This is a genomic window from Rhizobium sp. SSA_523 (assembly GCF_030435705.1).
GTDB lineage: Bacteria > Pseudomonadota > Alphaproteobacteria > Rhizobiales > Rhizobiaceae > Neorhizobium.
The window spans coordinates 1134406-1155936 of record NZ_CP129382.1; the positions used below are offsets into that span (position 1 = coordinate 1134406).

A 21531-nucleotide genomic window follows, 5' to 3' on the forward strand; every position below is an offset into this window, starting at 1 on the left:
ATGCGATTTAGAAAGTGCTGTTCAACCGACGCGCTGATGTATCTTTGCGTGATCTTTACTGCGCGCACATCATGACTTAGCGCGTGATTTTTTGGCTGGCGCATAGAGTCAGCCTGTGCAGGTCTTTGCTCCTGTGCGCCGTTGATTTGAGGAGAAACGGCATGCCTTATACAAGACCAGGAATTTCCTATTGGCAGTATGGCGTAAGGCCGAACGAGGACTTCGTCGGCGACAGCGACGACAATGTCTTCCAGATCGGTGGGAGTGATTACGGAATGTCCACCTTAGGTGGCATTCAAAACGGCTGGGAAACCTTCAACGGTCGCGGTGGCTTCGATACCATCTGGGTCTCACCGAAGGCCGGCTATTGGTGGACGGCGATCATGATCGACTATGACGGCCTTCACAGCGTGGAACGGATCATGTTCAACACCGATGGTCCGCATCCCGTTTACTTCAAAGGGATGGTCGACTTTTCCAGCGTCGTGGAGATGTCTTACAACGTCAAGATCTTCGGCAGGGAAGGCAATGATCATTTCATTGGCGGCAAGCTGGGAGAATATGTCGAAGGCGACCTCGGCGACGACACGCTTGACGGCAATGACGGGGACGATACGCTCTTCGGCGATACGACAAATCAAAACCCCTGGCAGGTCAGCTTCTGGGCCCAGGGCAATGATACTCTCAATGGTGGCGCGGGCAATGACAAGCTCTTCGGCCAGGGTGGCAATGACATCCTGAACGGAGGATCGGGAACGAATGAACTGAATGGTGGAGCGGGTGCCGATACATTCCAGTTCACCAATGCTCACGACCATAGCACCATCAAGGACTTCGCGAGAGGCGAGGATATCATCCAGATCGACAGCAGGCTGGCATCGAGCTTCTCTGCGCTGAAGATCGACCAGGCCGGAAATGATACTCGCGTGACCTTTGGTGATGTTGAAATCAACCTGGTCGGGATCAAGACTACAGATCTGAAGGCTTCCGATTTCGACTTTCACGTATTTTGAATGAGCTATTGATACTCGCATCGCCTTGCGATGGCTTTTTAAATGAAAATTCTGGATCAGGCAGTCACCTCCGACATCGCGTCGGGGGTGACATTTCGAGACAGGAACGGAAACCAGTTGAAATAGCAGCGGTCACACGTAATCTTTCGGATCGAAAGAGTGCGTTATTATCGAGTGTACGGGTCATTCCTCATAAAGAGCCACAGGCCCGGCCTTTGACTATGCTCTTCATAATTCATGAGGAGCTTCCCATCGACCCTCACCTCGAACGGATCCACGGAGGCCCGCCCGTGCTCATCGAACTTCAATTTCAAATCGACGCCGAAAATTTCTTGAAACCTCTCCCTGATATTGAGCAGTCGCCTGTACGCATCATCCGCTGCCTCTTTGATTGATTTATTATTTCCTTCCATGTATTCTACTCGGCGTTTGTAGCCATTTTCACTGTAAAACGAATCAGCCAATTCCTTTAGTCTTTCCTCCGTAAATGACCTTTTGTTTTCTTCTAGAAATCTATCTTTCCCTTCTTTTACATATTCCTCGAATGTGGGAATATCTCGAACCTTAAACTGAGCATTGTAGTCCGCTATCCTGGTGGCCACCATATCGGCAAGGGCGTCGGCATTTTCTTTTGATCTCTCGATCGGGAAAAACCCGGAGGCGGCGGCTTGCGCATCATATTCCATAACGCTGAACCCACGCGCCTGCGGCTTGCTGTTCAGGCTGGCCTTGGCTCCGGCTGCCATGGCGCTTTCCTGCGCCGAACTGATCTCGCTGGAGACCGTGCCGCCCACGGCGCGCGGGCCGGCCTTTTTTTGCTCGTGGACGATGGAGAGAATCGTATCGACGGCATTCGCCTCCTGCGCTGCAGCCCGCACGGGTTGCGAGAGGATCAGGAGCGCGGCATTCATGGTGTTGGGCATGGCAAACCTCGTCAGGCTGCCAGCGCGCCTCCCTCATGGCGACGTGAGGCAAGGAAAAAGCCGAAAATCATCTCTCGGCGGACAAATATAAATACAGTATAGGCAGAGCCAGTTTTGGCGCGGACCACGCTAACGAAGCGTTAAATGCAAGGGGCCGGTTTTGACGTTCCTCACCCACCGAAGGCGCCGCTCCGGGGCAGATGCCGGGACGCCAGAATGATGGGGAGCCTCTCCGCTATTATCGAGTATACGGGTCATTTCTCAGAAAGAGCCACAGACCCGGCCTTTGACTATGCTCTTCATAATTCATGAGGAGCTTCCCATCGACCCTCATCTCGAACGGATCCACGGAGACCCGCCCGTGCTCATCGAACTTCAATTTCAACTCGATGCCGAAAATTTCTCGAAACCTATCTCCAATACCGAACAGGCGACCGTAAGCATCATCTGATGTACCCATAATGACGTCATTTATTTCGTTCGTCGATTTCACTCTTCGCTTATAACCTTCCTCATTGAAAGAATAATCTACCATTTCCTTCAGTTTCTCTTCCGTAAAAGCATTTTTATAATCTCTTAGAAAATTCTCTTTCTCTTTCGTCAAATATTCTTCATATGTTGGAATTGTTCTGACCTTGAACCTAGCATTGTACTCCGCAATCCTCGTTGCGAGCATATCGGCAAGGGCGTCGGCATTTTCTTTTGATCTCTCGATCGGGAAAAACCCGGAGGCGGCGGCTTGCGCATCATATTCCATAACGCTGAACCCACGCGCCTGCGGCTTGCTGTTCAGGCTGGCCTTGGCTCCGGCTGCCATGGCGCTTTCCTGCGCCGAACTGATCTCGCTGGAGACCGTGCCGCCCACGGCGCGCGGGCCGGCCTTTTTTTGCTCGTGGACGATGGAGAGAATCGTATCGACGGCATTCGCCTCCTGCGCTGCAGCCCGCACAGGTTGCGAGAGGATCAGGAGCGCGGCATTCATGGTGTTGGGCATGGCAAACCTCGTCAGGCTGCCAGCGCGCCTCCCTCATGGCGACGTGAGGCAAGGAAAAAGCCGAAAATCATTTCTCGGCGGACAAATATAAATACAGTATTGGCAGAACAAGTTTTGGCGCCGACCACGCTAACGAAGCGTTAAATGCAAGGGGCTGGTTTTGACGTTCCTCACCCACCGAAGGCGCCGCTCCGGGGCAGATGCCGGGACGACGCGAAATCTCGCGCCAGCTGCTGGAGTATTTCCGGTAGAAACGGGATCACCGGAAATGCTCGATCTCTTTGTTTTAACGCAGTCCGTACGCAAAACCGCTGACGCAATTTGCTGGACCTGCTCGCGAGCATTTCCGCTAAAAGCGGGATCACGGGAAATGCTCGATCTCTTTGTTTTTACGCAGTCCGTACGCAAAACCGCTGACGCACTTTTGCTGGACCTGCTTGCGAGCATTTCCGCTAAAAGCGGGATCACCGGAAATGCTCGATCTCTTTGTTTTTACGCAGTCCGTACGCAAAACCGCTGACGCACTTTTGCTGGACCTGCTTTAGCGGCGCGTTATCGCGCCTCTTCTGTCAACCAGGAGACAGACGGCCAGCCCGGCTGCCGCCAGCAGGGCCATGGCATAATAGCTCTGCTGGCCGAAATGGCTGTAGAGAAGGCCGGACAGCAAAGTGGAGCCTGCCAGGAAGACGCCATTGAGGAAGAAATACAGGCCCTGAATGGAGGTTTCGCGGCTTTCATGCACGGTTTCGACGATCTTCTGCTGAATGGCGAAATGCAGGAAACCGAAGCTGAAGGCATGCGACAGCTGCAGCAGCAGGGAGGCGTACAGGCCGAGCGGCTCAACGAAAATGCACCAGCGGAGGATGGCGACAGCCGAGCCGAACAGGATCATCCTGTCGGCCGAAAGCCATTTTGTCAGCGTGCCGGCCACGAAGAAGAACAGGATCTCCGCCGCGACGCCGGCCGACCATAACAGGCCGATCTCGCCGCCGCTGAAACCCGCGCTCTGCCAGTGAATGCCGGAAAACCCGTAGAACATGCCATGGGTCGATTGCACGAGGCTGCAGCCGATCATCAGAAGCAGCAGGCTCTGCCCAGGACCCCGGCCGGCGCCGGACCCCGCTCCGGGACCCGCCTCCATTCCACTCCCCGGACGGCCTCTCAGCCCGTGTCTCAGCCGAGCGACCAGCGAGGCCGGAAGCCCGGGTCCGGCCATGGCCGGCAGGTCCGGCGGAGCTTGCGAGGGCGGCACGGCGCGGCCAAGGCGCGGCACGATGAAGCCCACTGCCACGGCAAAGCCATAGGCTGCGGCGATCGCCCAGGGAATGAATTGCGGCGAGGAGGCCGAGATCGCCACCCCCGCCCCCAGCGTCGCCAGGACGAAAGCGACCGACCCCCAGACCCTGATCGATCCGTAGCGGAACCCCCAGCGACGCACGCCGGTCACTGTGATCGATTCCATCACCGGCATGAAAGGCGCAAAAGCGGCCCCCTGTAGCGCGTAGATCAGGAGCACGGGCCAGAAACCGCTCACGCGGGTCAGCAGCAGGGCGCTCAGCAGCGCCAGCCCGGCAGAGATCCAGAGAACCATGGCGCGTTCCGCCAGCCGATCCGCCCAGAATCCGGCAAGCGGTGCCGTCACCAGCCTGAACAGGATCGGCACCGAGAGAACGACACCAATCTCATCCGCATTCAGCGCAAGCGATTTCAGCCAGACAGGAAAGAACGGCAGGATGATACCGCTGACCCCGAGCGCGGCCGCATAGCCCAGCGCGCAGCGCGAGGAAAAACGCCTGGGGGCCGGCAGTTCAGGATTGGGATTGGCCACGAGGGCTCCGGAATCACATGGAAGATGCAAGGAACGGGGGTTTCATACACGCAAAACGCGTTGCCACGCAAAGCGGCCGTCATAGACAGGGCTGCGATTTCCGGTGTTTCCGGCTGCTATACCAATGTCGATGATAGGAACCGCAAGGCACGGCGGCCTGTCCATTCATTGTCCGGGCTGATCCAGACGCATGCGGGATGGGCCCGGACACTTCGGCGCCGAACAGGAACAGGGAAGCCGTGAACCGACAGAGCGCCTTTGCGGGTGCAACCCCCTTGCAGCCCTGGCTTCTGCGAGCCGCATGGGGGAAGGCTTCACGCCGCCTGCATATCCTTGACCGAGGCAGAGGGCGCCGGCAGGGCCAGCACATCGGCCTTCTGGCCGGCGGTCCGCCAGGAGATCAGCTCGAAGGTGCCGTCCCAATGTTCGGCAATTGCGGTGCAGCTCTCCACCCAGTCACCGGTATTGATGTAGCGGATGCCGTCAATATCCTCCATCACCGCATGATGGATATGGCCGCATATCACCCCGTCGACATTGTTGCGGCGCGCTTCTTCCGCGACGACCTTCTGGAATTCGCCGATGAAGTTCACCGCCTGCTTGACCTGCAGCTTGGCCCAGGCGGAGAACGACCAGTAGGGCAGATTCAGCCGGCGGCGAACCGCCGCGAGAACGACATTGATGGCGATCGCCGCGTCATAGGCCCAATCGCCCAGATAGGCCAGAAGGCGGATATTGCGCACCACCACGTCGAATTCGTCGCCATGCAGGATCAGATATTTCCTGCCGTCGGCCGCCTCGTGGATCATGCGCTCGGCCACTTCGATGCCGCCGAAGTGAATGCCCGGAAACGAGCGGAGGAATTCGTCGTGATTGCCGGGAATATAGACGATGCGCGTGCCCTTGCGGGCCTTGCGCAGCAGTTTCTGCACCACATCATTGCAGCCCTGCGGCCAGTACCAGTTGCGCTTTAGGCGCCAGCCATCGACGATGTCGCCGACAAGGAAGATGGTCTCCGCTTCGTGGTGACGCAAGAAATCCAGCAGGAAATCGGTGCGGGCCGCTTTCGATCCCAGGTGAACATCGGAAATGAACAGAGTTCTGAACTGCCTGCCTTCCACATTGTCAGCCACGATAGAAGCCCTTTCGTCATGCCGCCCTCTGCATCTGAAAAACAGACTCGTTTATCAGGAAGATGACAGCAGAAGGTGTTATCGAGGATTCGCTTGGGATCCTCGGGACGATTTTTGGGCAAGCTGCCGGCGCCCTGGCAAAATCGCTGCTGTTCCAGGCCATAGTTTGATGTATGACACCGCAAAACAAGAAAATCGGAAAGGAGATGGCAATGGCTACGAACGACAAGGGTTCCGACGACACTCAGGCGCCGAAGGCTGATCTCGACGAACAGGCCCTGTTCTTCCATCGCTATCCCCGCCCGGGCAAGCTGGAGATCGTCGCGACGAAGCCGCTCGGCAACCAGCGCGACCTGGCGCTCGCCTATTCGCCCGGCGTTGCGGCGCCGTGCCTTGCCATTCGCGACAATCCGGAAACAGCCGCCGATTACACCGCCAGAGCCAATCTCGTCGCCGTCGTCTCGAACGGCTCGGCCGTGCTCGGCCTTGGCAATATCGGTCCGCTGGCCTCCAAGCCGGTGATGGAAGGCAAGGCGGTCCTCTTCAAGAAATTCGCCGCCATCGATGTCTTCGATATCGAGATCGCCGCCACGACGGTCGAGGAAATGGTCTCCACGGTCGCCGCGCTGGAGCCGACATTCGGCGGCATCAACCTGGAGGACATCAAGGCGCCGGAATGTTTCGAAGTGGAGCGCCAGCTTCGCGAGAAGATGAATATTCCGGTCTTCCACGACGACCAGCACGGCACGGCAATCATCGTGGCGGCGGCCATCCTCAACGGGCTGGAGCTTGCGGGCAAGAAGATCGAGGAGGTCAAGATCGTGACCTCCGGCGCCGGCGCGGCGGCGCTCGCCTGCCTCAACCTTCTCGTTTCGCTCGGCGCACGCCGCGAAAACATCTGGGTGCATGATATCGAGGGCCTCGTCTATGAGGGCCGCGAGGTGCTGATGGACCGCTGGAAGGATATCTACGCGCAGGCCTCGGAAAAGCGCGCCCTCGCCGAATCGATCGGCGGCGCCGATGTCTTCCTGGGCCTCTCGGCCGCCGGCGTGCTGAAGCCGGAGCTGCTGGAACAGATGGCCGAAAAGCCGCTGATCATGGCGCTGGCCAATCCGACGCCGGAGATCATGCCGGAGCTGGCGCGCGCGGCGCGGCCGGATGCGATGATCTGCACCGGCCGGTCGGATTTTCCCAATCAGGTCAACAATGTCCTCTGCTTCCCCTATATCTTCCGCGGCGCCCTGGATTGCGGTGCGACCACGATCAACGAAGATATGAAGATGGCCGCCGTCAAGGCGATCGCCGGCCTCGCCCGCGAAGAGATCTCCGATGTGGCGGCGCGCGCCTATTCCGACGAAACGCCGGTCTTCGGTCCCAATTACCTGATCCCCTCGCCGTTCGATCCGCGCCTGATCCTGCGCATTGCACCGGCCGTGGCCAAGGCCGCCGCCGATAGCGGCGTTGCCGCGCGGCCGATCACCGATTTCGAACATTACCTGGACCAGTTGAACCGCTTCGTCTGGCGCTCCGGCTTCGTCATGAAGCCCATCTTCACCAGCGCCAAGCAGGCGGAGAAGAAGCGGGTGATCTTTGCCGAGGGCGAAGACGAGCGCGTGCTGCGCGCGGCGCAGGTTCTGCTCGAGGAAAAGACGGGCGAGCCGATCTTGATCGGCCGTCCCTCTGTCATCGAGGCGCGACTGAAGCGGTTCGGCATCCGGCTGCGGCCCAATGAGGATTTCGCTGTCGTCAATCCGGAGGACGATCCGCGCTACCGCGATTACGTCGATGAATATTTCGCTCTTGTGGGCCGGGTGGGCATCAATCCGGAAGCGGCGCGCACCATCGTGCGCACCAATAATACGGTCATCGGCGCCCTGGCGGTCAAGCGCGGCGATGCCGATGCGCTGATCTGCGGGGTCGAAGGCCGCTTCGACAAGCATTTGCGCGATGTCGGCCAGATCATCGGCAGACGCCCGGGCGTGAAGGCCTTTTCCAGCCTGAGCCTGCTGATCACCCAGAAGGGGCCCGTCTTCTTCACCGATACATTCGTGAACTACAATCCGACGCATGAGGAGATCGCCGAGATCGCCGTGCTTGCGGCGCAGGAGATCCGCCGCTTCGGCATCGTGCCCAAGGCCGCGCTCATCTGCCATTCCAATTTCGGCTCGCGCAATTCCGAAAGCGCCCGCAAGATGCGCGCGGCACTGGAGCTCATCCGGGAAAGGGCGCCCGAACTGGAAGTGGATGGCGAAATGCAGGCAGGCTCGGCCCTGTCGGAGGCCCTGCGCAAGCGCGCAATGCCCGATAGCGACCTGTCCGGCGAAGCCAATCTCCTGGTCTTCCCCAATCTCGATGCCGCCAATATCTCGCTCGGCCTCGTCCGCAGCATGATGGACGCCCTGCATGTGGGTCCGATCCTGCTCGGCGCGGCGCAGCCGGCGCATATCCTCTCTACCTCGGTCACCTCGCGCGGGGTCGTCAACATGGCCGCGCTGGCGGTGGTCGAGGCCTCGCATGCGGATTTCCTCTCCCAGCCCAGCTGAGACGAGGAGCGAAAAGCCTGAGGCGCGGACGGAACAGTGCGCGCCTTATCACATTGTCAACCGGAGGAGATTACGGTGCCCTGAGCTTGGCGAAAGCAGGTCGCATCCGGCAAGCTCCCGGTCTGCGGCATGGTCCGTCCTTCACCCGCTTGAGGATCCGGCCGGCACGCAGCATCATCTTTCGGTCCAGACACTGGGAAAGACGAGACTGATGACCAAGGCCCGCTCCCTCCTGCCAGCCCTGATCCTGTTGGTCCCCGCAACCGCGCTTGCCACCAATGACACGGCCTCGATGGCCTCGACCGCCGAACGCTGCCTGGCGCTCGGTCGTCAGATCGCGGCAACGCCCCAGGCGATCGGCAATGCGGCCGAGCTGCGCAGCCATGCGGCGGCCGTCACGCGCCAGATGCAGGAGATCCGCAAGGTGCGCGGCGAAATGGCGCGGCGCCATTGCCGGGGCTCCAGCGAGAGCGGCAGCATTATCCACCTCGGCGCCTCGCCAACGCAGGAGACAAGCAGCGAGACCGCGGAGGCATGCGCCGATCTATCCGCCACTCTCGCGGCCATGGAGGAGAATCATCGAGGCATTCTCCATCACGGCGCCGACAGCCTGAAGGTCGTCTCTTCGCTCGGCCGCAGCGAAACGGAGCTGCGCGAGGAAATGCGCAGCCTGCGCTGCGGCGAGATCGACTATGCGACGATTCCGGCCGCATTGTCGCAGGAGACGGATCTTCGCCCCGCCGATCAGGCCCGACCGAAGGAAAGCGCGATCACGCCGCTTTCGACCCGCAGCAGCGAGCAGGCGGCACGCGTGCGGCGGGATACGAGCGAAGTCGTTCCGGAACGCCAGTGGAACCCGGACAGGCCGGTGCGCATGGTCGGGCCGCAATTCTTTCCCGATGACAGCCGGATCGATCTCGCCAATCCCGCCACACCCGGTGCGCAGCCCCAGCAATGAGCGCTGGCGCCTGATCAGAGGTCATTTCCCCTTGCTGGCGCCCGTCTTGCCCGCCCTGTCCATCTTGCCTGCCTTGCCCGCCCGGCTGGCGCCAAAGCGGTTCTCGAAGACGAGCTCGTCGAGCGGCAGGCGCTGGCGCCAGCCTTTGGCGGCAAGTTCCGGCTGGCAATAAAGCTCGTCCACATAGCCGAGGCATAGCCAGGCGACGATCTCCACGCGATCGGGAATGTCGAGCAGCCGGCGTATGTCGTCATCATGGAAGATGCTGACCCAGCCGACCCCGACACCTTCCGCCCGGGCGGCAAGCCATAGGTTCTGCACGGCGCAGACGGTGGAATAGACATCCATGCGCGGGTTGTGCGTACGGCCGAGCACAATGGGTCCCGCCCGGTCAGGATCCGAGGTGACCACGATCGACAGCGGCGCCTTGCGGATACCCTCCAGCTTGAGGCTGCGGTAGAGCGCCTGCCGCTCATCGGAAAACAGGGCCGCCGCCTCCTCATTGGCGCGGCGGAAGGCGGCATGCGCCTGCGCCTTGATCGCCTCGTCGCGGATGAGGATGAAGCTCCAGGGCTGCATGAACCCGACGGAGGGCGCCGCATGGGCCGCCTCCAGCAGGCGCAAGATCAGATCTTGCGGCAGCGGATCGGGCCGGAACTGGTCGCGCACGTCACGGCGGCCGTGAATGGCGGCATAGACGGCTGCGCGGGCGTCTGCATTGAAAGGTCCGGCGGCGGCCATCGCCCCGGCATTCTCGTCAAGGGCAGTCTCGTCACGGGTATTCTCGTTACGGGCAGTCTCGTCACGGGCGTTTCCCCCCTCGGCATCGTCCTCATGGGCCCGACCCTCGATCGCGGCGCGGCTCATGGTGCCACCGGCTCGTAACGCACATAGGCAAAGGCGGAGCCGTCCGGCGCCCAGTTCGGCGAATTCATCGTGCCCTGCCCGCCGAAGAGCTCCAGCAGCGTCTCGACATTGCCGCCATCGGAATCCATCAGGCGAATGCGCACATCGAGATCGCGCGGATGATCATGCACCTCGCCGTCATAGGAGAGAAAGACGATCTTGCGCCCGTCCGGCGAGGGATGCGGGAACCAGTCGGCATAGGGGCTGTCGGTGATCCGCTCGGCCGCGCCGCCCAGCGCCGGCACGCGGAAGATCTGCATGCGGCCCGTGCGGCTGGAATTGAAATAGATCCAGCGGCCATCGGCCGAATAATCCGGTCCGTCATTGCGGCCCTCACCCTTTGTCAGGCGCTGCTCGTCGGTGCCGTCAATGCCAATGGTGTAGATGTCGAAGAGATCGCTGCGAATGCCGCAATAGGCAAAGCGCCGGCCATCCGGCGACCAGCCATGCCAGTAGGAGGGCAAATTGCGCGTCACCAGCGTCGGAATGCCGCCGCCAACCGGGAGAGTGTAGATGGCCGACTGGCCGAACTCGCTCTTGTCGGAAATGGCGATGAAACGGCCATCCGGCGATATGCCGTGATCATTGTTGCACTGGATGGCAAAGCCGGTATCGATCCGCTCGGCGCCCTTGCCCGCCACGACAGGAAGACGGTACATCCGCCCCTCGCAATTGAGCATGAGCCAGCGGCCGTCCGGCGAGAAATTCGGCGCTTCGAACAGGTCATCGCTCTGCAGAACAACGCGCGAGGAGCGGCTGTTCAGGTCGTAGATCTCGATCGAACTGCGCATCACGATCCCTCCGTCGCTTCCCTCGCCATCCGCCAGGCCCCGCGCCCGGCTCCTGCCGTCGCTGCGCGCCTGCGGCGGCCTGACCTTGCCTACCGGTCGCGAAAGCGATTGGTGATCGGATAGCGCCGGTCGCGGCCGAAATTCTTCTTGGTGATCTTGACCCCCGGAGCCGACTGGCGGCGCTTGTATTCCGCCAGGTAAAGCAGATGCTCCACACGGTGGACGGTTGAAAGATCATGGCCGCGGGCCACGATATCCTCGACCCCCATTTCCCCCTCGACCAGGCATTCCAGAATATCATCGAGCACCGGATAGGGCGGGAGCGAATCCTGGTCGGTCTGGTTGGGGCGGAGTTCGGCCGAGGGAGCCTTGGACAGAATGTTCTTCGGGATCACCTCGCCACCGGGGCCGAGAGCGCCGGGCGGCACTTCGCCATTGCGCCACGCGGCAATGGCGTAGACCTGCATCTTGTAGAGATCCTTGATCGGATTGAAGCCGCCATTCATGTCGCCGTAAAGCGTCGCATAGCCCACCGACATTTCCGATTTATTGCCGGTGGTCACCACCATGGCGCCGAACTTGTTGGAGATCGCCATCAGGATCGTGCCACGCGTCCGGCTCTGGAGGTTTTCCTCCGTCACGCCCTCTTCCGTCCCCTCGAAAAGCTCCGAGAGGGCGGAGAGGAATCCTTCGACGGGCTCGACGATCGGCACGGTATCGTAACGGCAGCCAAGTGCCCTTGCGCAATCCTCGGCGTCCTTGAAGCTCTCCTCGGATGTGTAGCGATAGGGAAGCATGATGGTGCGCACCCGCTCCGCCCCCAGCGCATCGACGGCGATCGCGGCGCAGACGGCGGAATCGATACCGCCGGACAGGCCAAGCACCACGCTCTTGAAGCCGTTCTTGTTGACGTAATCGCGGAAGCCGAGCAGGCAGGCGCGATAATCGGCCTCCTCGCCCTCGGGAACGGCGGTGACCGGCCCATTGACGCAGCGGAACCCGCCGTCCTGCCGCTGCCATTCGGTCACTGCCAGCGCCGTCTCGAATTCCGGCATCTGAAAGGCCAGCGTCTTGTCGGCATTGAAGCCGAAACTCGCGCCATCGAAGACGAGTTCGTCCTGGCCGCCAAGCTGGTTGACGAAGATCAGCGGCAGGCCGCTCTCGATCACCTGCCGCAGGGCCACCTGATGGCGCACATCCACCTTGCCGCGATAATAGGGCGAGCCATTCGGCACGATCAGCAGTTCGGCGCCGCTTTCGGCCAGCGTTTCGCAAACGCCGAGATCGTTCCAGATTTCCTCGCAGATCGGCACGCCGATCCGCACGCCGCGGAAATTGACGGGACCCGGCATTTCGCCTTCGTCGAAGACCCGCTTCTCATCGAATTCGCCGTAATTCGGCAGGTCGATCTTGTCGCGCAGCGACAGGATCTGGCCGCCGTCGACGATGGCGGCCGAATTGTGCCGTCCCTTCTCGCCCTGTCGCGGCAGGCCAATGATGACCCCTGGCCCGCCATCCCGGGTATCCTCCACCAGGGTCTCCAGCGCGCGCCAACATGAGGAGAGGAAGGCAGGCTTCAGCACGAGATCCTCCGGCGGATAGCCGGAGAGGAAAAGCTCGGTGAAAACGACCAGATCGGCGCCTTCGCGCGCGGCCTTCTGGCGCGCCTCTCTGGCAAGCGCCAGATTGCCGGCCACATCGCCAACGGTCGGGTTGAGCTGTGCAAGAGCGATACGAAGTGTCTGAGCGTTATCCTGGGTCATGCGTCATGATCTAGCGTGCACCTTGGGAAGGAGCAACGTTGCGGACCGCGAAATTTTTGCGAAGGCCCCCGTGAGGCTTTGCCGGCCTCAGGCATCCGGCGCCGGTGCCGGATAGGTATCATATTGCGGTCGCCCATCGGTGATCTCGTAGAAGTCACCTTTGTCGCGGCAATAGATGTGATGATCGATCTGCAGGCCGGAGGGCTGATCGAACAGGCCGGCCATGACGGAGATCTTCGACGCACCATCCGCCGCCCAGAAGAGCAGCGATCCGCAACGGCTGCAAAAGCCGCGCGAGGCCTTGTCGCTCGCCCTATACCAGGCAATGGCGTCCTCGCCGGCGATCGACAGGTGCCGCCGCTCGACATCCGTACTCGTCAGATACAGCCCGGTCTGACGTCGGCATTGCGAACAATGGCAGGCGATGACCGGGCCGAACGGACCCTTCATCGTCAGCCGAACGGTTCCGCACAGGCAGTGGCCGTGGCGCACAGTCTCTTCCATCGCTTTCCTCCCGCAGACATCGAGGACTTAGTTGTCCGCCAGCTGATCCGTGCCGTCAAATCGCTTCGGATGAAGCACAGGTTCAACAAACTTGATCATGCTGCAAAACGATCAAGGCCGGCGCGGGAGCGCCGGCCTTGATAGAATGTTGCAATGCCGTCTGGATGGCCTCTGGCCGGCGAAGGGTCAGCCGTTGGCGACGGCCAACCGCTTTTCGTCACGGCCGGTCTTCATCCGCTCGGCCAGCAGGAAGGCCAGCTCAAGCGCCTGATCGGCGTTCAGTCGCGGATCGCAATGGGTGTGGTAGCGATCTTGCAGATCGCCAGCGGTCACGGCGCGCGCGCCGCCGGTGCATTCGGTGACATCCTTGCCGGTCATTTCCACATGGATGCCGCCGGGATGCGATCCTTCGGCACGGTGGATCTGGAAGAAGCTTTCGACTTCCGACAGGATCCGCTCGAATGGCCGCGTCTTGTAATTGTTGAGCGTGATCGTATTGCCATGCATCGGATCGCAGGACCAGACGACCTTGCGGCCTTCGCGCTCCACGGCCCGGATCAGCTTCGGCAGGTGATCGGCAACCTTTTCATGCCCGAAGCGGCAGATCAGGGTCAGGCGGCCGGCTTCATTGGCGGGGTTCAGGATATCGATCAGGCGCAGCAAATCATCCGGCTGCAGCGAGGGACCGCATTTCAGGCCGATCGGGTTCTTGATGCCGCGGCAGAATTCCACATGCGCATGGTCGGCCTGGCGCGTGCGATCGCCGATCCAGATCATATGGCCGGACGTGGCATACCAGTCGCCGGAGGTGGAATCGACGCGGGTCAGCGCCTCTTCATAGCCCAGCAGCAGCGCCTCATGGCTGGTGAAGAAATCGGTCTCGCGCAGGCTCGGATTGGTTTCCGAGCTGATGCCGATTGCCTTCATGAAATCCATGGTTTCGGAAATCCGCGCCGCCAGCTTGCGATAGCGCTCGCCCTGCGGACTGTCCTTCACGAAGCCCAGCATCCACTGATGGACATTCTCCAGATTGGCATAGCCGCCCATGGCAAAGGCGCGCAGCAGGTTGAGCGTAGCCGCCGACTGGCGATAGGCCATCAGCTGACGCTCCGGATTGGGGATGCGGGCATCCGGCGTGAAATCGATGCCGTTGATGATGTCGCCGCGATAGGAGGCGAGCTCCACATCACCCTGTTTCTCAATATTGGAGGAGCGCGGCTTGGCGAACTGGCCGGCAATGCGGCCGACCTTCACCACGGGCTGCTGGGCGCCGAAAGTCAGCACCACGGCCATCTGCAGGAAGGCACGGAAAAAGTCGCGAATGGTATCGGCGCCATGTTCCATGAAGCTTTCGGCGCAATCGCCGCCCTGCAGCAGGAAGCCGTTGCCATCGGCAACCTGGGCCAGGCTCTTCTTCAGCCGGCGGGCTTCTCCTGCAAAAACCAGGGGCGGAAAGGTGGCGAGTTGCGCTTCGGTCGCCGTCAGAGCGTCCGCATCCGGATAATCCGGCACCTGCTGAATGGGCTTTTGCCTCCAGCTGTTCGGTGTCCAGTTCTGTGCCATGTCCGTGTTCCGTCGTTCATTGCGCCGGCAGGGCCGGCTTTGGTTCGATAGGCGCGGCTTATACCCCTTCATCATTCGTTTGCATAGCCGTTGAGCGAGGGGACCCGGTCGGCAGGGCCGCCCGCCGGCATGGTCCCCGCGGCTCCTTCGAAAGATGCGCGGCCCTGGCCAACCGCGCCAGCCTGACCCTCACCGAAGTAAGACGCTTATATAACAGCAAGTAATAATATGCGTAATCCGCGTTATTATATCCTATACTGTAGGATTAAGTCTTATTTTACGCGAGACTTGAAGTATGACCGAAACAACGGATCATGCATCAGATGAGATATTTGACCATATTGCGGAAGCTGTGGCGCTCGTGTGATGCCAATTTCGGCATGATGACCGCGCTGCTCCTGCCGGTCCTGTGCATGAGTGCGGCGCTCGCCATCGACATCACCCATTTGAACGAGCAGCGCTCGCACCTGGCATCGGCGACCGATGCCGCGTCTCTGGCGGTATCCGAAGCCTATAATGCCGGCACCACGGATCCCGACGACTTGCGAGACTTGGCCAGGCAGTTCCTCGATGCCAACCTGACCGCCAATGGCGGCAGGCATCCGCCGGAGCTCGAAGTGTCCTTCGCAGAGGGTCCGCCCAAATCGGTCATGCTGAAAACCTCCATGCCGGTGGAGCTGATGCTTGGCGGCTTCTTCAACCACAAGTCCATGCCCGTCTCCGCCCTGGCATCAACCACGCTCGGCACCAAGACCTATCTGCAGGTCGCCTTTCTCATCGACAACTCCAATTCCATGGCCCTGCCCGGGACACAGAAGGATTTTGATTACTGGGTCCGGGTCAACGGTTGCGAATTTGCCTGCCACGATCCAGCCCTTGCGGCGCGGGGTCTCGAAGACGGGCTGGCCAAGGCGCGGCGGCTGCGCGTCAAGATGAAAATGGATTTCGTCCGCACGGCGCTCGGCCAGTTCACCAGCAAATTGGAGGATGCCATGGATGCCAATGCGAATGTGGTGCAGATGGGGATCTTCACGGTTGCGACCACGTTCGAGGAGATAGCGCCGATGACAGCCGATGCGCGCGCCATCCAGAAGGCGCTTCCGAATGTCGAGATCGAAGCCGTCAATCCGCAAAGAGGCATTATCGGCCCGGAAGGCGGCGATGGCTGGACCTATCTGTCTCAGGGCCTGCAGATCCTCGGCACCCGGTTGAAGAATATCGGTGACGGCTCCTCGCCGAACAAGCGCAAGACCTATCTGGTCTTCATGACCGATGGCGTCGACAGCTATCCGCCCTACCGCACCTTCGGCATTGTCTACGGGCCGAAATGCGAGGGCCTGAAGCAGAAGGGCATCAGCATCCTGACAGTCCAGACCTTCTATCCGCCGTCAAACGATGTGCAGTTGAAGCAATCGCTCAAGCGCATCCCGAAAGTGCTGCGCGACTGCGCCTCATCTCCGAACGATTATGTCATGGCTGACGACGGCCCCCGTATCCAGGAGGCCGTAGACCAGATCTACAACAAGATTTTCCGCAGCACGCGGATCCTGCGTTAGGGTTTGCCCGCATATCGGGCCTGCTGCAGCCGCTGGAACGGGCGGCCGCTGGAAGGGTCAGACGCGCTCGCCGCCCCGCACCCGATAGCTCGGCTGATACATGGTCACCAGCTCTTCCGCAGCGGTCGGATGCACCGCCATGGTCCGGTCGAAATCATCCTTCGTGACCCCGGCCTTCAGCGACACGCCGAGCAATTGCGCCATTTCACCGGCGTCATGGCCGAGAATATGCGCGCCCACCACCTTGCGGTCGGCGGCATTGACGATCAGCTTCATGATCATCTTTTCCTGTCGCCCGGACAGCGTCGCCTTCATCGGTCGGAATTCCGCGCGATAGACCTCGATCTCCTCGAACCGGTTGCAGGCCTCTTCTTCCGACAGGCCGACCGTGCCGATCTCCGGCTGCGAGAAGACCGCCGTTGCGATCAGATCGTGATCCGGCGCCGTCGGATTGTTCTTGTAGACGGTCTCGATGAAGCACATGGCCTCATGGATGGCGACCGGTGTCAACTGGACGCGATCCGTCACGTCGCCCAGGGCATAGATATGCTCCACATTGGTGCGCGAATAGGCGTCCACCTTCACCGCCCCGCGCTGGTCGATTTCGACCCCGGCCTTGTCCAGGCCCAGATTGGCGGTATTGGGATCGCGGCCAAGCGCCAGCATCACCTGATCGGCGGCGATCGTCGCGCCGGCCTTGGTGCGGGCCGTCAGACCGCCTGCGGGCGAGCGCGTCACCTCCTCGATGACATCGGTCAGGACGATCCGGATGCCCTTCGCTTCCATCGCCGCGTGCAGCCCCTGGCGCATGTCGCGGTCGAAACGGGAGAGAATTTCCATGCCGCGATAGATCAGGGTCGTCTCGACGCCGAGCCCGTGGAAGATATTGGCGAATTCCACGGCGATATAGCCGCCGCCGGCGATCAGGATCGATTTCGGCAATGTCTCCAGATGGAAGGCCTCGTTGGACGTGATGCAGAGTTCATGGCCGGGAAGCGAGGCATGCGGATTGGCAGTCCCGCCGGTGGCGATGATGATCGTCTGCGCCGTCACCACTGTATCGGTCTTGAGAAGGCGGATCTCATGCGGCCCAACAAGCTCCGCACGCGTATCGAGGAGTTCCGCGCCGGCATTCTCCAGCCCGCGCCGATAGAGACCCTCAAGCCGTGCGATCTCCTTGTCCTTGGCGGCAACGAGCGCCGGCCAGTCGAAGCGGCTTTCGCCGATGGTCCAGCCATAGCCGGCGGCATCTTCGAAATGCTCGTGATATTGCGAGGCATAGACGAAGAGCTTCTTGGGAACGCAGCCGCGGATGACACAGGTTCCGCCGAAGCGAAATTCTTCGGCGATCGCCACCTTCTTGCCCATGGCCGCAGCAAGCCGGGCGGAGCGTACGCCGCCGGAACCGCCCCCAATCACGAACAGATCATAATCATGAGAGGTCATGGCAAACTCCTTGCGTCATCTTAAAAAGAAAAATGGCCGGCAGCACCGCTGCGGTCATCTGCATATAGGATGCCAGACCGGCAAAAGAAAAGCCCGGGCAGCAGCCGGGCTTTCGCAGAATGTCTTGAGAAGGCGGAGCGGATGGAAGCCGGGAGCCGGACCAGAGGCGCGGTTTGCGCCGCCGGTTCCGCACCGACCGCGAGACGAGATCATGATGCGGATTACAGGCAGAAAACGCCCGACATGATCGTGATCTTCTTCACCCTCTCGTTTGCCAACTGAAGGATCAGGGCTTGGCGGCGGGCGCTTCGCCCTGCCCGACCTGTGCCACCGGCGGCTGGACTGTCACGGCATCCATCACGCTGCGCAGCTTTTCGCTGCTGCTATTGGTCAGGTCGCGGGAGACGCCGTTTGCCCAGATTTCCGCGGCGCGCACCGATTCGCGCTGCAGCAGCGGCAGAGACTGCAGATATTTCTTGCCGACCTCGGAGCCATAGAAGGCGGCGATCTGCTTCAGTTCCTCTTCCGTGAAGGAACGGGCGAAGATCGAGGCCACTTCCTTTTCCAGATCGGCGCGGCGCGGCGCCAGGGCCAGAGCCTGTTCATCGACAGCCTTGTTGATCTGGTCGACATAGTTCGGCGAAGCGAGCGTGTACTCGTTCTTCAGCCGCTCGGCCAGGTTCGGCAGGATGTCGTCATAGCGCGCGGTGGCGTTCAGGGAGCTGATGACGTCGCGCGCAGCCTTCAGGTGCTCGGGCGTGATGTCCTGGGCACCGGCACTCGCGCCGAAACCCATGCCGGAAAGAAGGATTGCCAGCGCGGCGGCACGGCCGAAAACCGCTTGTCTGATCATGGTCTCAATGCTCCTGTGTTAATTCGCCTTCAGCGTCCGCGCTCCTGCCGGTCCGGCAATGATCGCGAAGGACGCCATGTTGATGAACAGCCCGTGTTCGACGACGCCGGGAATGGAATTCAGCTGGTTGGACAGTGCCTCTGCATCAGGAATACGGCCAAAAAATGCGTCATAGATATGGTGGCCGCCATCGGTGGTGAAGGCGCCGTCTTCCGACTTGCGCAGCTTGATGTCGCCGGTCAGCCCAAGCCGGGAGGCCAGTCTTTCGATGGCGATGCGTGTCGTGGCCATGCCGAAGGCATTGATCTCGATCGGCAGCGGGAAGCGCCCGAGCGTTTCCACCACCTTGCTCTCGTCGGCGATCACGATCATCCGGGCGGAGGCCGAGGCAACGATCTTCTCGCGCAACAGCGCCCCGCCGCCGCCCTTGATCAGGCGCAGGCCGGCATCCACCTCGTCGGCACCATCGATTGCCAGATCGAGTTCCGGCAATTCGTCCAGCGATCGCAGCGGCACGCCAAGTTCCAGGCAAAGCCGCGCGGTGCGTTCGGAGGTGGGAACACCCTCGACCTTCAGCCCCTCGGCCACCTTTTCCCCGAGAAGACGGACGAATTCCTCCGCCGTCGAACCGGTCCCGATCCCAAGCCGCATGCCGTCTTCGACATATTGAAGAGCGGCCTCTGCGGCCTTCACTTTCATTTCCCGGGCGTCCATGCGCCGCAAGCTCCCGTCTGTTTCGTCGAAGTGCTGTTTACACGCCCCGCCCGTCAAACAAAAGTCCCTCCGCCAAGCAAAGCGGCCAACCCGGCCGCAATAAAGCGGCAGCAAAATTGCAAATGACAGATCCAGCCGCTAAGGGAGGCACATTGCTGTCTCACAAAAGGCCCTGCACGTGCTCCCCGTTTCTGCAACAAAGTCTGCGTCGAACTCCGCTTCGGGGCCGCTCGTGGTATTCGATCTCGACGGTACCATGATCGACACCGCGCCGGATCTCATCGAGAGCCTGAACGACACCATCGCGCTGCGCGACCTGGCGCCCGTCACTTTCGACGATCTGACGCATCTCGTCGGCCAGGGCGCGCGCGTAATGATCCGCCGCGCCTTCAATTTGCGTGACGTGCCGGTCGACGACGCCGACGTGGAGCGGCTGCTTTCGCATTTTCTCGACCATTACCTCGCGCATATGCCCGGCAAGAGCCAGGCCTATGAAGGCCTGCTCGACTGTTTCGACCGTCTGGAGGCGGCCGGCATGCGGCTTGCCGTCTGCACCAACAAGCTCGAACAGCTGGCCCTGCCCCTTCTGGAGCGCCTGCGGCTGACGCAGCGCTTTGCCGCGATCACCGGAGGCGATACATTTCCGGTCCGCAAGCCGGATGCCCGCCATCTGCTCGGCACCATAGAGCGCGCCGGTGGCGATCCCCTCAGGAGCATTCTGGTCGGCGACAGCGTCAACGACATCATGGCCGCGAAAAATGCCGGCGTGGGTTCGGTCGGCGTCACCTTCGGCTATTCGGACGTGCCGATGGCCGAGCTGGCACCGACCCGCATCATCGGCCATTTCTCGGAACTGACGCCGGATCTGGTGGCTGACGTCATGGCCAAGGCCGTCGCCTGAACGACGGCCAAATGTGATCAGCCGGCCTTCCGCGCCAGAAACAAGGCCCGCTCCTGCTCCGCTTCCACCGCGCCGCCGCCTCTCTCGAATGCTTCGGCGATGGCGGCACGAAAGGCCTCCAGGGTGTCGCTGGAGGCATCTTCGCCAGGCGGAAAGGATGTCATTGCCAGAAAGACGTCTTCCGGATCGGTGACCCTCAGCCGGGCCGGATGCCGGAGGATCGAGACCGTCCCGAACGTCTGGCGCATCATCTCGTCCGCCTCCTTGAAACCGAAGATTGCGGCCGCCGGATCGAGCGGCGCTGCACCCAGGACACGCGTCAATTCGTAGAGCGCACGCAGATTGTTCGCGCCGTTTGTCGTCACCGCCAGGAAGCCGCCGGGCTTCAGGACGCGCGCCATTTCGGCGATCGCCCGCTGCGGCGCCTCGACATGGTAGAGCATGTGCATGGCGATGACGCCGTCAAACTGCCCCTCGGCAAAAGGAAGCGCCACGGCATCGGCGGTCTCGCCCCGCAGCGCGGCCAGCGGCAGATCATGGCAGCGCTCCAGCGCGTCGCCCACCATGGCGCCAGACCGATCGACCAGCGTCAGGTCCAGCCTGTCGGGCAGCGGGCCGCCACTCGTCCAGAACCAGCCCGGGCCGCAGCCGACATCGAGGATCTTTGCCCCTGTGGCAAGCGGAAGGTTCTGCGCGACCCATTCGAACCAGCCGATCTCGGCGATCGTGTAGCGGCTGTGCAGACGGGCGCGCGCAGCGATCTTGCGGACATCGCCGTATTGCTTGGCATTCTCGACACCGGACAAGCCCATCTTCCTCTCCTGCGCGCAGGGCGATCAACGCCTCTGACGGGGCCAGGGTGGCAAAGGCGGGCTGTGCTTTCAAGCTCGAATACGCGCAATTTTCGGTGAGAGCCCAGACGCTCCAGACGATGCAGCGAGCCCATTCAGGAGAGCTCCTGCAGCGAGCCCCTGAAGACGGCCCGAAAAGACAATTCAGGATCCGGGAGCGGAACAATGGCCGTGGAAACGGAAAAGCCGGCAGATGGCCGGCTCTTCGTCACATCATTTGCCGCCGAGGCAGGATCGGCGCCATGTCACGGCAGGGCGTGAGGCCGGAACCTTAGGGTAGACGCCGCGCAG

At 61.3% G+C, this 21531-nt stretch carries 18 protein-coding genes; 5 read left to right on the forward strand and 13 right to left on the reverse strand.

From position 1 onward, the window contains the following. The first annotated feature begins 83 nt into the window (after window positions 1-83). A complete protein-coding gene (locus QTJ18_RS13820; RefSeq protein WP_301557806.1) occupies window positions 84-1013 on the forward strand; it encodes a calcium-binding protein in 930 nt (309 codons plus the stop codon). 167 nt (window positions 1014-1180) lie between these two features. Here the strand turns inward: QTJ18_RS13820 and QTJ18_RS13825 are convergent, their stop codons facing one another. From QTJ18_RS13825 to QTJ18_RS13840, 4 genes are all read right to left on the reverse strand, one after another. Continuing rightward, on the reverse strand, window positions 1181-1936 hold the full coding sequence (locus tag QTJ18_RS13825) for a hypothetical protein (RefSeq protein ID WP_252750782.1): 756 nt from the start codon (window positions 1934-1936) through the stop codon (window positions 1181-1183). A gap of 238 nt (window positions 1937-2174) precedes the next feature. Then, entirely contained in the window at window positions 2175-2930 is a 756-nt protein-coding gene (locus tag QTJ18_RS13830; protein ID WP_252750783.1) for a hypothetical protein, read from the reverse strand. A gap of 541 nt (window positions 2931-3471) precedes the next feature. Then, window positions 3472-4758, reverse strand: a complete 1287-nt coding sequence (locus QTJ18_RS13835; RefSeq protein WP_252750784.1) for an MFS transporter — start codon at window positions 4756-4758, stop codon at window positions 3472-3474. A 314-nt stretch (window positions 4759-5072) separates the two neighbouring features. Then, window positions 5073-5894, reverse strand: a complete 822-nt coding sequence (locus QTJ18_RS13840) for a UDP-2,3-diacylglucosamine diphosphatase (RefSeq protein ID WP_489667166.1) — start codon at window positions 5892-5894, stop codon at window positions 5073-5075. Between the two features lie 209 nt (window positions 5895-6103). Between QTJ18_RS13840 and QTJ18_RS13845 the strand changes: the two genes are divergently transcribed. Together QTJ18_RS13845 and QTJ18_RS13850 are read left to right on the forward strand one after the other, a co-directional pair. Next, window positions 6104-8434 carry an NADP-dependent malic enzyme gene (locus QTJ18_RS13845; protein ID WP_252750786.1) on the forward strand — a complete coding sequence of 777 codons (2331 nt, stop codon included), beginning with the start codon at window positions 6104-6106 and terminating at the stop codon, window positions 8432-8434. A 211-nt stretch (window positions 8435-8645) separates the two neighbouring features. After that, entirely contained in the window at window positions 8646-9392 is a 747-nt protein-coding gene (locus QTJ18_RS13850) for a hypothetical protein (protein ID WP_252750787.1), read from the forward strand. A 21-nt stretch (window positions 9393-9413) separates the two neighbouring features. Here QTJ18_RS13850 and bluB read toward each other — a convergent pair whose 3' ends face one another. The 5 genes from bluB to QTJ18_RS13875 form a co-directional block, all read right to left on the reverse strand. After that, entirely contained in the window at window positions 9414-10133 is a 720-nt protein-coding gene (bluB, locus tag QTJ18_RS13855; RefSeq protein ID WP_252751327.1) for a 5,6-dimethylbenzimidazole synthase, read from the reverse strand. 122 nt (window positions 10134-10255) lie between these two features. Then, entirely contained in the window at window positions 10256-11089 is an 834-nt protein-coding gene (locus QTJ18_RS13860; protein WP_252750788.1) for a TolB family protein, read from the reverse strand. Between the two features lie 89 nt (window positions 11090-11178). Next, a complete protein-coding gene (locus tag QTJ18_RS13865) occupies window positions 11179-12852 on the reverse strand; it encodes an NAD+ synthase (RefSeq protein WP_252750789.1) in 1674 nt (557 codons plus the stop codon). 87 nt (window positions 12853-12939) lie between these two features. After that, on the reverse strand, window positions 12940-13356 hold the full coding sequence (locus tag QTJ18_RS13870; protein ID WP_252750790.1) for a GFA family protein: 417 nt from the start codon (window positions 13354-13356) through the stop codon (window positions 12940-12942). A 186-nt stretch (window positions 13357-13542) separates the two neighbouring features. Further along, a complete protein-coding gene (locus QTJ18_RS13875; RefSeq protein WP_252750791.1) occupies window positions 13543-14919 on the reverse strand; it encodes a class II 3-deoxy-7-phosphoheptulonate synthase in 1377 nt (458 codons plus the stop codon). A 323-nt stretch (window positions 14920-15242) separates the two neighbouring features. On the opposite strand from QTJ18_RS13875, the gene QTJ18_RS13880 reads away from it, so the two are divergent. Further along, window positions 15243-16475, forward strand: coding sequence for a TadE/TadG family type IV pilus assembly protein (locus tag QTJ18_RS13880; RefSeq protein WP_252750792.1), 1233 nt, complete (start codon window positions 15243-15245; stop codon window positions 16473-16475). 57 nt (window positions 16476-16532) lie between these two features. Here the strand turns inward: QTJ18_RS13880 and gor are convergent, their stop codons facing one another. The 3 genes from gor to rpiA all read right to left on the reverse strand — a co-directional run bounded on the left by gor (window position 16533) and on the right by rpiA (window position 19488). After that, window positions 16533-17921 (reverse strand): glutathione-disulfide reductase, encoded by a 1389-nt coding sequence (gor, locus tag QTJ18_RS13885; RefSeq protein ID WP_252750793.1) that lies wholly within the window; start codon window positions 17919-17921, stop codon window positions 16533-16535. 286 nt (window positions 17922-18207) lie between these two features. Then, a complete protein-coding gene (locus tag QTJ18_RS13890) occupies window positions 18208-18774 on the reverse strand; it encodes a DUF2059 domain-containing protein (protein WP_252750794.1) in 567 nt (188 codons plus the stop codon). An 18-nt stretch (window positions 18775-18792) separates the two neighbouring features. After that, a complete protein-coding gene (gene rpiA, locus QTJ18_RS13895; RefSeq protein WP_252750795.1) occupies window positions 18793-19488 on the reverse strand; it encodes a ribose-5-phosphate isomerase RpiA in 696 nt (231 codons plus the stop codon). A gap of 256 nt (window positions 19489-19744) precedes the next feature. Here rpiA and QTJ18_RS13900 point away from each other — a divergent pair, with 256 nt between their 5' ends. After that, window positions 19745-20389: an HAD family hydrolase gene (locus tag QTJ18_RS13900; RefSeq protein ID WP_252751328.1), complete on the forward strand. Its 645-nt coding sequence runs from the start codon at window positions 19745-19747 to the stop codon at window positions 20387-20389. A 17-nt stretch (window positions 20390-20406) separates the two neighbouring features. Here the strand turns inward: QTJ18_RS13900 and QTJ18_RS13905 are convergent, their stop codons facing one another. Further along, window positions 20407-21201, reverse strand: coding sequence for a class I SAM-dependent methyltransferase (locus QTJ18_RS13905; protein ID WP_252750796.1), 795 nt, complete (start codon window positions 21199-21201; stop codon window positions 20407-20409). Window positions 21202-21531 lie beyond the last annotated feature (330 nt).

Coding starts and splice junctions, on each gene's coding strand:
- QTJ18_RS13825 (WP_252750782.1), bottom strand. CDS start 1,936: ATGCCCAACACCATGAATGCCGCGCTCCTGATCCTCTCGCAACCCGTG.
- QTJ18_RS13830 (WP_252750783.1), bottom strand. CDS start 2,930: ATGCCCAACACCATGAATGCCGCGCTCCTGATCCTCTCGCAACCTGTG.
- QTJ18_RS13845 (WP_252750786.1), top strand. CDS start 6,104: ATGGCTACGAACGACAAGGGTTCCGACGACACTCAGGCGCCGAAGGCT.
- QTJ18_RS13850 (WP_252750787.1), top strand. CDS start 8,646: ATGACCAAGGCCCGCTCCCTCCTGCCAGCCCTGATCCTGTTGGTCCCC.
- bluB (WP_252751327.1), bottom strand. CDS start 10,133: ATGGCCGCCGCCGGACCTTTCAATGCAGACGCCCGCGCAGCCGTCTAT.
- QTJ18_RS13860 (WP_252750788.1), bottom strand. CDS start 11,089: ATGCGCAGTTCGATCGAGATCTACGACCTGAACAGCCGCTCCTCGCGC.
- QTJ18_RS13865 (WP_252750789.1), bottom strand. CDS start 12,852: ATGACCCAGGATAACGCTCAGACACTTCGTATCGCTCTTGCACAGCTC.
- QTJ18_RS13870 (WP_252750790.1), bottom strand. CDS start 13,356: ATGGAAGAGACTGTGCGCCACGGCCACTGCCTGTGCGGAACCGTTCGG.
- QTJ18_RS13875 (WP_252750791.1), bottom strand. CDS start 14,919: ATGGCACAGAACTGGACACCGAACAGCTGGAGGCAAAAGCCCATTCAG.
- QTJ18_RS13880 (WP_252750792.1), top strand. CDS start 15,243: ATGAGATATTTGACCATATTGCGGAAGCTGTGGCGCTCGTGTGATGCC.
- gor (WP_252750793.1), bottom strand. CDS start 17,921: ATGACCTCTCATGATTATGATCTGTTCGTGATTGGGGGCGGTTCCGGC.
- QTJ18_RS13890 (WP_252750794.1), bottom strand. CDS start 18,774: ATGATCAGACAAGCGGTTTTCGGCCGTGCCGCCGCGCTGGCAATCCTT.
- rpiA (WP_252750795.1), bottom strand. CDS start 19,488: ATGGACGCCCGGGAAATGAAAGTGAAGGCCGCAGAGGCCGCTCTTCAA.
- QTJ18_RS13900 (WP_252751328.1), top strand. CDS start 19,745: ATGATCGACACCGCGCCGGATCTCATCGAGAGCCTGAACGACACCATC.
- QTJ18_RS13905 (WP_252750796.1), bottom strand. CDS start 21,201: ATGGGCTTGTCCGGTGTCGAGAATGCCAAGCAATACGGCGATGTCCGC.